The organism is Rhodopseudomonas sp. BR0C11, assembly GCF_010820945.1.
Taxonomy (GTDB): domain Bacteria; phylum Pseudomonadota; class Alphaproteobacteria; order Rhizobiales; family Xanthobacteraceae; genus Rhodopseudomonas; species Rhodopseudomonas palustris_H.
The window spans coordinates 1-11,052 of sequence record NZ_QTKI01000139.1; the positions used below are offsets into that span (position 1 = coordinate 1).

The 11,052-nt window shown below is 65.2% G+C and carries 9 protein-coding genes; all 9 read left to right on the forward strand.

Features of this window, described 5'->3' with window-relative positions; all coding sequences use genetic code 11:
* Nucleotides 1–129 precede the first annotated feature (129 nt).
* The 9 genes from tilS to DYI24_RS12765 all read left to right on the forward strand — a co-directional run bounded on the left by tilS (nt 130) and on the right by DYI24_RS12765 (nt 10,707).
* A complete protein-coding gene (gene tilS / locus DYI24_RS12725) occupies nt 130–1,170 on the forward strand; it encodes a tRNA lysidine(34) synthetase TilS (protein ID WP_164572540.1) in 1,041 nt (346 codons plus the stop codon).
* 230 nt (nt 1,171–1,400) lie between these two features.
* The gene (gene ftsH, locus DYI24_RS12730; protein WP_011156690.1) at nt 1,401–3,317 is read left to right on the forward strand and encodes an ATP-dependent zinc metalloprotease FtsH; all 1,917 of its coding nucleotides are present in this window, start codon (nt 1,401–1,403) and stop codon (nt 3,315–3,317) included.
* A 132-nt stretch (nt 3,318–3,449) separates the two neighbouring features.
* Nucleotides 3,450–4,199, forward strand: coding sequence for an AzlC family ABC transporter permease (locus tag DYI24_RS12735; protein WP_107354493.1), 750 nt, complete (start codon nt 3,450–3,452; stop codon nt 4,197–4,199).
* Nucleotides 4,196–4,513: an AzlD family protein gene (locus DYI24_RS12740; protein ID WP_164572541.1), complete on the forward strand. Its 318-nt coding sequence runs from the start codon at nt 4,196–4,198 to the stop codon at nt 4,511–4,513. The genes DYI24_RS12735 and DYI24_RS12740 overlap by 4 nt, the downstream gene beginning before the upstream one ends.
* Nucleotides 4,514–4,700: 187 nt before the next feature.
* Nucleotides 4,701–5,375: a TetR/AcrR family transcriptional regulator gene (locus DYI24_RS12745; RefSeq protein WP_107343282.1), complete on the forward strand. Its 675-nt coding sequence runs from the start codon at nt 4,701–4,703 to the stop codon at nt 5,373–5,375.
* Nucleotides 5,376–5,498: 123 nt separating this feature from the next.
* Entirely contained in the window at nt 5,499–6,992 is a 1,494-nt protein-coding gene (locus tag DYI24_RS12750; protein WP_164572542.1) for an FAD-linked oxidase C-terminal domain-containing protein, read from the forward strand.
* Nucleotides 6,993–7,163: 171 nt separating this feature from the next.
* Nucleotides 7,164–8,405 carry an FAD-binding protein gene (locus DYI24_RS12755; RefSeq protein ID WP_164572543.1) on the forward strand — a complete coding sequence of 414 codons (1,242 nt, stop codon included), beginning with the start codon at nt 7,164–7,166 and terminating at the stop codon, nt 8,403–8,405.
* Nucleotides 8,402–9,715: a glycolate oxidase subunit GlcF gene (gene glcF, locus DYI24_RS12760; protein WP_164572544.1), complete on the forward strand. Its 1,314-nt coding sequence runs from the start codon at nt 8,402–8,404 to the stop codon at nt 9,713–9,715. The genes DYI24_RS12755 and glcF overlap by 4 nt, the downstream gene beginning before the upstream one ends.
* Nucleotides 9,716–9,789: 74 nt before the next feature.
* Complete coding sequence (locus DYI24_RS12765; protein WP_164572545.1) at nt 9,790–10,707, forward strand: hypothetical protein; 918 nt, start codon at nt 9,790–9,792, stop codon at nt 10,705–10,707.
* The last annotated feature ends 345 nt before the right edge of the window (nt 10,708–11,052 follow it).

Here is an 11,052-nt window from a genome sequence, read left to right on the forward strand (position 1 = left end):
CGGCCGCAAATATCCGCAGGCGTCGTCCAGCGTGAAGAAGGCGGTCGATCGCGAGCAGAAGAAGCTGAAGTGCTGAACCCAGCAGGCCCGGCCGATAGCGGGGCCTGACAACCGGCAGGCAGACGGCCGATGTCCGGAACCGACGACGAGGTAGTATCCGCAACCGAGGCGCGGCGTCTGTTCGCCGACTGGAAGACGGCGCCGGCGATTGTGCTGGCGGTCTCCGGCGGCCCCGATTCGCTGGCGCTGATGTGGCTCGCCGCCCGCTGGCGGAAGGCGTTGAAGCAGGGCCCGGCCTTGGCGGTCGTCACCGTCGATCACGGCCTGCGTCCCGAGGCCGCCGCCGAGGCGCGCGCGGTGAAGCGTCTCGCGGCCTCGCTCGACCTGCCGCACCGGACGCTGCGCTGGAACGGCGACAAGCCCAAGACCGGGATTCAGGCAGCGGCGCGCGGGGCGCGCTATCGGCTGCTGGCGCAGGCCGCCAAGACGCTCGGCGCCTCACATGTGATGACCGCGCATACCCGCGACGACCAGGCCGAGACCGTGCTGATGCGCTTGTCGCGCGGCAGTGGAATCGCCGGCCTTGCCGCAATGGCAAGGGAAATCGAGCGGGACGGGGTGGTGCTGGCGCGGCCGCTGCTCGATGTTCCGAAGGCTCGGCTGGTCGCCACGCTGACCAAAGCCCGAATCGCGTTCGCCACCGACCCGAGCAATGTCGATCCGCGCTTCACCCGGCCGCGGCTACGCGAGCTGATGCCGCAACTGGCGGCCGAAGGCTGCGATGCCCGTTCGCTGGTTCGGCTGGCGGCGCGGGCGGCGCGGGCCGATGCAGCCCTGGAACTGATGACCGACGGCGCCGAGCAATTCTTGGAAACCCTTGATGCGCGGGCGGGACGTCCCGGTGTGGATGCCCGGGCATTTCTGGCGCTAGCTGCAGAAATCCAGATTCGCTTGTTGCTGCGTGCGCTGGCGCGCCATGGTCACGAGGGGCCGGCCGAGCTCGGGAAAGTCGAGGCACTCTCCGAGGCGCTGAAGCTGGCAGCGGCCGGGAGGGCGCCATCCGCCGGCAAAGTCCGGCTCAAGCAGACCCTCGCAGGCGCCGTGATCACGCTCACCAGCGACCGCTTGGTGATTGCCCCAGCCCCGCCGCGGCGGGCGCGGGGCGGCTGAAGGCGTCTCCACCTACGTTTAACCACCTCGCCGCAGAGGCCGTTGATCGCCACGATTTGAGCGAGAAACCGGTTAGAATGCGCCAAATAGTCCTGTGTGGTTCTCTTGGCAGGGGCTCGGCTCACACCTAGATTAGGCGGGCCGGCTCTCGGGAAGCTCCCGCAGGGCCATTCGTTTCGGCGCCGCAGGGCCCACCCGGTCGCGATCCGCGCGACCCATAAGGAAGACCGATGAACGCCAATCTGCGCAATTTCGCCCTCTGGGTCATCATCGTGCTGCTGCTGTTGGCGCTGTTCACGCTCTTCCAGAATCCGGGCCAGCGCACTGCGTCGCAGGAAATTCCGTTCTCGCAGCTCCTCAGCGAGATCGACCAAAATCACGTCCGGGACGTGGTGATTCAGGGCCAGGAAATCCGCGGCACCTTCACCAACGGCTCGACCTTCCAGACCTACGCACCGAACGATCCGTCGCTCGTGACCCGCCTGTACAACGGCAAGGTGTCGATCACCGCCAAGCCGCCGGGTGACAACGTGCCGTGGTTCGTGTCGCTGCTGGTGTCGTGGCTGCCGTTCATCGCGCTGATCGGCGTGTGGATCTTCCTGTCGCGGCAGATGCAGGGCGGTGCCGGCAAGGCGATGGGCTTCGGCAAGTCGCGCGCCAAGATGCTGACTGAAGCGCATGGCCGCGTGACCTTCGAAGACGTCGCCGGCGTCGACGAGGCCAAGCAGGACCTGCAGGAGATCGTCGAATTCCTGCGCGACCCGGGCAAATTCCAGCGTCTCGGCGGCCGCATTCCGCGCGGCGTGTTGCTGGTTGGCCCTCCCGGTACTGGTAAGACCCTGATCGCGCGCGCGGTCGCGGGGGAAGCCAACGTGCCGTTCTTCACCATCTCCGGTTCGGACTTCGTTGAAATGTTCGTCGGCGTCGGCGCCAGCCGCGTCCGCGACATGTTCGAGCAGGCCAAGAAGAACGCGCCGTGCATCATCTTCATCGACGAAATCGACGCGGTCGGTCGTCATCGCGGCGCCGGTCTCGGCGGCGGCAATGACGAGCGCGAGCAGACCCTCAACCAGTTGCTGGTCGAGATGGACGGCTTCGAAGCCAATGAGGGCGTGATCCTGATCGCCGCCACCAACCGGCCCGACGTGCTCGATCCGGCGCTGCTGCGTCCCGGTCGCTTCGACCGTCAGGTCGTGGTGCCGAACCCGGACGTCGTCGGCCGCGAGCAGATCCTCAAGGTCCACGTTCGCAAGGTGCCGCTGGCGCCCGATATCAACCTGAAGAACATCGCGCGCGGCACTCCGGGCTTCTCCGGCGCCGACCTGATGAACCTCGTCAACGAAGCGGCCCTGATGGCGGCCCGGCGCAACAAGCGCATGGTCACTCAGTCCGAGTTCGAAGACGCCAAGGACAAGGTGATGATGGGCGCCGAGCGCAAGTCGCTGGTGATGACGGAAGAGGAGAAACTCCTCACCGCGTATCACGAAGGCGGCCACGCGATCGTCGGCCTCAATGTTCCGGCAACGGACCCAATCCACAAGGCGACCATCATTCCGCGCGGACGTGCGCTCGGCATGGTGATGCAGCTCCCCGAGCGCGACAAGCTGTCGATGTCGCTTGAGCAGATGACCTCGCGTCTGGCCATCATGATGGGCGGCCGTGTTGCCGAGGAGATGGTGTTCGGCCGCGAGAAGGTGACTTCGGGTGCTGCATCCGACATCGAGCAGGCGACCAAGCTGGCGCGGATGATGGTGACCCGCTGGGGCCTGTCGGAAGAGCTCGGCACCGTCGCTTACGGCGAGAACCAGGACGAAGTGTTCCTCGGCATGTCGGTGTCGCGCACCCAGAACGCTTCCGAGGCGACGATCCAGAAGATCGATGCCGAGATTAAGCGGCTGGTCGAAGAGGGCTACAACGAAGCCAAGCGCATCCTCACCGAGCGCCGCGCCGACCTCGAAGCGCTCGCCAAGGGTCTGCTCGAATACGAGACCCTGACCGGTGACGAGATCACCGATCTGATCAACGGCAAGAAGCCGAATCGCGAATCGGTGCTCGAACCGTCGGGCCCCCGCACTTCGGCAGTGCCGCCGGCCGGCAAGCCGCGGCCGCGGCCCGATCCGGGCCTGGAGCCCCAGCCGCAGGCGTAAGCCGACCGGCCAAGCTGACTTCGAAAACGCGGCGGCAACGCCGCGTTTTTTGTTGCGTGTCGTCGGCTGCCGCCGCGCTTGACCTGATCCCGCAAAGCCCGCACGCAGAAAAGCGTCGTTACGGATTCTGCAATGACCACTCATGTCCCTAAGGCGCCGGCCTATTGGTCGCGCGATGCAATCTGGCCCGGCATCGTCGCGGTCGGGCCGATGCTGCCCGGCACGCTGGCGTTCGGCATGGCGTTCGGCGCGCTGTGTGCGCAGAAGAACTTCACACTTGCCGAAGTCGAAGTGATGATGGCCACCGTGTATGGCGGGCTGTCGCAATTTGTGGCCGTGCAGGCGTGGCCAGATGTCCTGACGCCTTCATCGATTGCCGCGCTGGCGTTGCTCACCACCACGGTCAACATCCGCTTCTTCCTGATGACGGCGTCGATGCGGCCGTGGTTCGGCACGCTGCCTGCGTGGCAGGCTTATCCGCCGCTGCTGCTGGTCACCGACGGTGGCTGGCTCGCCGCGATGCGCTATCGCGAGCATGGGGGCGCCAATGCCTGGTTCTACCTCGGTGGCGCGTTGGTGCTTTATCTGGTGTGGCTGGTCTCGGCCGTTCCGGGCTTCCTGCTCGCCGAACAGCTGGCCGACCCGAAGAAGTTCGGCGTCGATATCGCGATGCCTGCGTTCTTCGCCGCGCTGTTGGTACCAGCCTGGAAGGGGCCGCGCCGCGCAATCCCTTGGCTGGTGTCGGGGATCGTGGCCCTGACCGTGCATTGGCTGCTCCCAGGCTATTGGTTCATCATCGCTGGCGCGCTGTCAGGTGCGATTACCGCGGGGCTGATGGATGAGCCGCCAGCGGCGACATCCCATTCCGGGCATTCGTCATGACCGACATGCTCCGCAGCGACGTGATGATCGCCTTCGCGATCATGACGTTGGTCACTGTCGCGTCCCGTCTCGGCGGCTATTTCATGATGCGCTACGTCGAGGTCACGCCGCGGGTCAGGCGGATGCTCGACGCGCTGCCCGGCTCCATTATCGTCGCGGCGGCGCTGCCGGTTGCGGTCAATGGCGGGCCGATCGTGATGCTCGCGCTGGGGGCTGCGATCGCAGTGAGTGTGCTGCGGCGCAATGATTTTCTGGCCGTGATAACCGGTATGTTAGTAGCGGCTTTGGCGCGTGCGGTGGGATTGCCGGGCTAGTTTGCAGGAATGCTATTCATTTCATTGCCGTAAGGGCTTGCCTTCGGTTCTGAATAAGTGTTCACTTTTTTCACTGATTTGGTGAGGGTGTTCCGTCCGTTTTCCCTCGCTTCTCCAGCAACTTGATGAGCGCGCCGGTCCATTTTGTCGCAGACCGCGGGCGCGCTCGTTCCAGGACGCACGCGCCATGGTTTACCGGCGAACCCATCAGGTGGTTAAGCGCTTAGCAGCGCGCCGCAGCGCTATTCTTGCTGCAGCGCGTGAGACTGCCGCCGAAGGCGGGATGGCCGCGGTGCAGATCGCGCCTGTGGCCGCGCGTGCCAAGGTCGCCGCCGGCACGGTGTACCGTTACTTTCCGTCCAAAGCCGATCTGATTTCGGAACTCATCGCCGACGTTTCGCGTGACGAGCTCGCGGCGATCCGCCGTGCAGCCGACGCAGCGCCCGGGCCATCATCAGCACTGGCGGCGGCGGTCACCACGGTCGCGGTGCATGTGCTGTCCCATCGCAAGCTCGCGTGGGGCATCTTGGCGGAACCGGTCGACGTCGATGTGTCCGCCTCACGGCTCGCCAGTCGCCGCGAGATTGCCGGCGAGATCGAGCTTCGGATCGCTGCCGCGGTGCGCGCCGGCCATTTGCCTGCGCAAGACACCGCGCTCGCCTCCACCGCGCTGCTCGGCGCGGTGCACGAGTCTCTGGTGGGGCCGCTGGCACCGGATAATCTCGACGACCCGGCGAAACTCCGTGATGCGGTGCAAACCGTCACGCTGCTGGCACTCCGTGCAGTCGGAGTGATGGACGCCCGGGCCCGAGGCCTCGTGGTTCAGGCGGTAGTGCCGCCGCGTAGTCTGGTCGGAGCCTGATCAGTTCCAGTTTGCTCTGAGCGAGTGTGCTGGATATGACAATCAGCGTATCCTGATCCGACCGTTTCCGCCCGCGGCGCTACAATCGCCTCGCGCACAGCAGCCTGCGCAGGAGTATCTCGCATGACCATTCTGATGCCGGAGCCGGATCAGTCCGTGCTGGCCCGCCGCGACGAGATCATCGCGGCCTTGCGCAAGATCGTGCCGGGCGAGGGCGTGATCTCCAGCGCTGTCGAAATGAAACCCTACGAGTCCGATGGCCTGATGGCGTATCGGCAGCCGCCGATGGTGGTGGTGCTGCCGAGCACGACCAAACAGGTGTCCGAGGTGCTGCGCTATTGCCACCAGAATGGCATCAAGGTGGTGCCGCGCGGCTCCGGCACCTCGCTGTCCGGCGGCGCGTTGCCGCTCGCCGATGGCGTGCTGCTGGGCCTCGGCAAGTTCAAGCGCATCCGCGAGATCGATTTCGACAACCGTGCCGTGGTGGTCGAGCCCGGAGTCACTAACCTGGCGATCAGCCAGGCGGTCGATCATGCCGGGTTCTACTACGCGCCAGATCCGTCGTCGCAGATCGCCTGTTCGATCGGCGGCAACATCGCCGAGAACTCGGGCGGCGTGCACTGCCTGAAATACGGCATGACGACGAACAACGTCCTCGGCTGCGAAATCGTGCTGATGACTGGCGAGATCCTCAAGATCGGCGGCAAGGCGGCCGAATGCGCCGGCTACGATCTGATGGGCGTCATCACCGGCTCGGAGGGGTTGCTCGGCGTCATCACCGAAGTCACCGTGCGGATCTTGCGCAAGCCCGAAACGGCGCGGGCCCTGATGATCGGCTTCCAGAGCGTCGAAGCCGCGGGCCAGTGCGTCGCCGACGTGATCAGCGCCGGCATCATTCCGGGTGGCATGGAGATGATGGACAAGCCGGCGATCCACGCCGCCGAGGCTTTCGTCCACGCCGGCTATCCGCTCGATGTCGAAGCACTGCTGATCATCGAGCTCGACGGTCCGCAGGTCGAGGTCGACGAACTGATCGGCCGCGTCGAGGCGATCGCGCTGCGCTGCGGCTCGACCACCTGCCAGATCTCCACCAGCGAGCAACAGCGGCTGCTGTTCTGGTCCGGCCGCAAGGCGGCGTTCCCAGCTGTGGGACGGATTTCGCCCGACTATCTGTGCATGGACGGCACGATCCCGCGTGCGCAGCTGCCGCTGGTGCTGCGGCGGATGAACGAGATGTCGGAGAAATACGGCCTGCGCGTCGCCAACGTGTTCCACGCCGGCGACGGCAATCTGCATCCGCTGATCCTGTATGACGCCAACAAGCCCGGCGAGCAGGATGCCGCCGAGGCCTTTGGCGCCGACATCCTCAAGCTGTGTGTCGAGGTCGGCGGTGTGCTGACCGGCGAGCACGGCGTCGGGATCGAGAAGCGCGATCTGATGCCGGAGATGTTCTCGGACATCGACCTCAACCAGCAGCAGCGACTGAAATGCGCGTTCGACTCCGAAGGCCTGCTCAACCCCGGCAAGGTGTTTCCGACGCTGCATCGCTGCGCCGAGCTCGGACGCATGCATGTTCACAAAGGCCAATTGCCGTTCCCGGATATTCCGCGGTTCTGACCGGGTAATGTAATCTCCGATGCACGAAGTAGAGCCTTTCACCGTCATTGCGAGCGAAGCGAAGCAATCCAGGGCCTCGGTGCACGGCGCTCCTGGATTGCTTCGTCGCTTCGCTCCTCGCAATGACGGGGGAGGGGTAGTACATCGCATTCTGAAGGACGACGTTCGCCCGTGGACACGCTGAAAGTACGCGACGCCCAGGAGGTCGAGGACGCAGTGCGCGCCGCGATCGCCAATGAGCAGCCGATCGAGATCGTCGGTCACGGTAGCAAACGCACCGTCGGCCAATTGATGGCGACCAATGCGGTGCTGGAACTGTCGGCGCTCAACGCCGTCACCGCTTACGAGCCGAACGAGCTGATCATCACCGTGCAGGCCGGCGCGCCGATGGCCGACGTGCTGTCGCTGATCGATTCCAAGAACCAGCAATTCGCCTTTGAGCCGATGGACACCGCGGCGCTGCTCGGCACCTCGCCGGGAGCGGGTACTGTTGCCGGCATGATCTCGGCTGGACTCGCCGGGCCGCGGCGGATCAAGGCGGGTGGCGCCCGCGATCATCTGCTCGGCGCCAACGCGGTGTCGGGCTTCGGCGAGAGCTTCAAGGCCGGCGGCAAGGTGGTGAAGAACGTCACCGGCTACGATCTTTGCAAGCTGCTTGCCGGCTCCTGGGGGACGCTGGCGGTGATGACCGAGGTCACCCTGAAAGTGACGCCCCGGCCCGAGAGCGAACGAACGCTGGTGCTGCGCGGGCTCGGCGACGTCGTCGCCAACAAGGCCATGACCGCGGCGCTGGGCTCGCCTTACGACGTCACCGGGGCCGCGCATCTGCCCGGCTCCGCGCTGCGCACCACCGGCGGTGCGCTGGCGGAGATTGCCCAGCCCGATCAGTCGCTGACTCTGCTGCGGCTCGAAGGCATCACTTCGTCGGCAAGTCACCGCGCACAGTCGCTACGCGCGGCGCTGAAGAGTTTTGGCGAGGCCGAACTGATCGAGGACGATGCTTCCGCTGCGCTGTGGCGTGCGGTGCGCGATGTCGAGCCGTTCGCCGCCGCAGGTCCGCGAGCGCTGTGGCCGGTGTGGAGGATCGTCTGCCCGCCGGCAGCCGGAGGCGCTCTCGGCGAGCAGCTCAGCCGTGAGAGCGGCGGTGAAGTGATCTACGACTGGGGCGGAGGCCTGATCTGGGCAGCCTTGCCGCCGGCAACCGACGGCCACGCCAAAGCGTTGCGCCAGCGGGTCGAGAAGATCGCCGGCCATGCCACCTTGATCCGCGGCAGCGACGCGGTGCGGGCTGGGATCGACGTGTTCCATCCGCAGCCGGCCGGCCTCGCGGCGCTCGGTAGCCGCGTCAAGCGCAGCTTCGATCCCACCAACATTCTCAATCGCGGCCGGATGTCGCGAGGATCCGCGACATGAAGACAGATTTCAGCCTGACCCAGCTCGTCGATCCCGACATCGCCGAGGCCGACAAGATTCTGCGCGCTTGCGTGCATTGCGGCTTTTGCACTGCGACGTGTCCGACCTATGTGCTGCTCGGCGACGAGCTCGATAGTCCGCGCGGGCGCATCTACTTGATCAAGGAGATGCTGGAGAGCGACAAGCCGCCGACCGCAGATGTCGTCAAGCATATCGATCGCTGCCTGTCGTGCCTCGCCTGCATGACCACCTGTCCGTCGGGTGTGAACTACATGCATCTGGTCGATCAGGCCCGCGTCCGGATCGAGAAACAGTACCAGCGGCCGTTTTGGGATCGCGTCGTCCGCGAGGCGCTGTCGTGGATGATGCCGCATCCGGGCATGTTCAGGCTCGGGATGTGGGCGGCGCGGATCGTGCGGCCGGTTGCGGCGCTGTTGCCGGGCTCGCACGACCTGGCGCACCCGACGCTGCTCAGCCGGATCAAGGCGATGCTGGCGCTGGCGCCAAAGCATCTGCCCGAGCCGGGCCCTGCCTCCGGCACGACGTTTCCGGCGGTGGGTCCAAAGCGCGGCCGGGTGGCGTTGCTGCACGGCTGCGCCCAGCAGGTGCTGGCGCCCCGCATCAATCGGGCGGCGATCAATCTGCTCACCCGCCACGGCATCGAGGTCGTGCTCGCCGCTGACGAAGCCTGCTGCGGCGCCCTGATCCATCATCTCGGCCGGGACACCCGCACGCTCGAATACGCGCGCACCAACATCAAGGCCTGGCTGGCCGAAATCGAGCGCGGCGGGCTCGACGCCATCCTGGTGACTACCTCCGGCTGCGGTACGGTGATCAAGGATTACGGCTACATGCTGCGAGAAGATCCGGAGTATGCGGCCGCGGCCGCAAAGATTTCGGCGCTCGCCAAAGACATCAGCGAATATGTCAGCGGCCTCGAACTGTCATCGCCAGGTCCTCATGACGATGTCGTGGTCGCTTATCACTCCGCATGTTCGTTGCAGCACGGCCAGAAAATCACGCAGATCCCCAAAGAACTGCTTTCCAAGACTGGATTCGTGGTGAAAGATATCCCTGAGAGTCATTTGTGTTGTGGTTCGGCGGGCACGTACAACATTCTCCAGCCTGACATCGCGACCAGATTGCGCGATCGGAAGGTCGCCAACATCGCTTCCGTCAAGCCGGATATGATCGCCGCGGGCAATATCGGCTGCATGGTGCAGATCGCCAGCGGAACGGAAGTCCCTGTTGTGCACACGATTGAACTTCTCGATTGGGCGACAGGCGGGCCCCGTCCTGCTCCGCACTGATCGGAGCCTGGAACGCCGGTCGCGGGGCGCGTGATTGCTGGCCGAGCAGCAATCCGCACAACTGGAGGACGACCATGGCGAAAGACAAGAAGTCGAAGAAGAAGGACAAGGCCGACAAGAAGGCTGAGAAGTCCAAGGCCAAGAAGAAGTCCAAGCTGCTGCTGGCCGCCAAGGCAGGCAAGAACAAGAAGAAGAGCAAATCCGCCGACAAGGCATCGGCCAAGAAGGACAAGCCGAAGGCTAAATCGAAAGCCAAGCGGGCCCCGAAGGCCAAGTCCGCCTCCAAATCCAAGGCCTCCGCCGGGAAGTCCGCCAAGAAGGCGGTGAAGAAGGCCGCCGCCAAACCCGGCAAGAAGGCGGCCAAGCCGGCCGCCAAGTCCGCCGCTAAGTCCCCGGCCAAATCCGTAGCTAAGCGCCCGAAGAAGAGCGCTGCCAAGTCGGCTTCGGGTAAGCCGGCCAAGGCCAAGGCCGCCGCGCCAAAGGCTTCGGCTGCGAAGGCTCCTGGGGCCAAGAAGAAGGCGACCAAGGCACCCGTCGCCAAAACCGCGGCGAAGGCTCCTGTCGCTAAGCCGGCAGCGCCCAAGCCGAAGCCTGTGTCCCGCAAAGCGCGGAAACCCACTGAGGTCGCGCCCAGCGCGGCGGCCGAGCCGGTTGCTCCGCCGCCTGCTGCTCCCAAGAAACCGCGCAAGCCACGCGCGAAGAAGCCGGTGCCGGTTGCTGTCGAGCCGGACGAGACCCAGCACGAGGCAGGGTCCGAGCAGGTCGAAGGGACGCCGGAGACCGAGGATGTTGCCCGGGCTGAGCCGTTTCCGGCCGACGAGACCACATCGGCCGCAGACAACGAGCCGATCGAGTCCTCTGCAGAGACCGATTCGATCGAGACCTCGGGTGATCCCCAGTCGCACGCCACCGAGGCGGCCGGCGAGGAGGAAGCTCCCGACGAGGAGTTTGACCACGCCGAGCCGGCCAAGCCGGCGGCAGACCCGATGTAATTGAGACGGTAGTCCGATCCTTGTTTTGCAGAGGCCGCGGTCGTGGACCGCGGCCTTCGCCGTTGCGGCTACCAGCGAGATCGACAACCGGAACGCCTCGGGCGCCCCTTGGTCGTGGGTATCGCAGCGATTCGGTCCTGGGCCTGTTACTTGTTACTTAGCCAAAAGTGTTGCTCTACCCGCCCTGTCTCTTGAATTTGGCCTACGAGCCGTTCGCAAAGCAGTGATTTTCTTGCAACACTCCCCAACAACGAATGGTTGAGTGTGCGGGATTGCACAAAAAGTCGGCATCTGCATGTGTTTTTTGCTTCACGGTTTTCGTGAGGCACCGCACAGTGATGTCAC

Excerpts from the sequence above, each read along its gene's own strand:
- DYI24_RS12740 (WP_164572541.1), top strand. The coding sequence starts at position 4,196 with ATGACCGACATGCTCCGCAGCGACGTGATGATCGCCTTCGCGATCATG.
- tilS (WP_164572540.1), top strand. The coding sequence starts at position 130 with ATGTCCGGAACCGACGACGAGGTAGTATCCGCAACCGAGGCGCGGCGT.
- glcF (WP_164572544.1), top strand. The coding sequence starts at position 8,402 with ATGAAGACAGATTTCAGCCTGACCCAGCTCGTCGATCCCGACATCGCC.
- ftsH (WP_011156690.1), top strand. The coding sequence starts at position 1,401 with ATGAACGCCAATCTGCGCAATTTCGCCCTCTGGGTCATCATCGTGCTG.
- DYI24_RS12765 (WP_164572545.1), top strand. The coding sequence starts at position 9,790 with ATGGCGAAAGACAAGAAGTCGAAGAAGAAGGACAAGGCCGACAAGAAG.
- DYI24_RS12735 (WP_107354493.1), top strand. The coding sequence starts at position 3,450 with ATGACCACTCATGTCCCTAAGGCGCCGGCCTATTGGTCGCGCGATGCA.
- DYI24_RS12750 (WP_164572542.1), top strand. The coding sequence starts at position 5,499 with ATGACCATTCTGATGCCGGAGCCGGATCAGTCCGTGCTGGCCCGCCGC.
- DYI24_RS12745 (WP_107343282.1), top strand. The coding sequence starts at position 4,701 with ATGGTTTACCGGCGAACCCATCAGGTGGTTAAGCGCTTAGCAGCGCGC.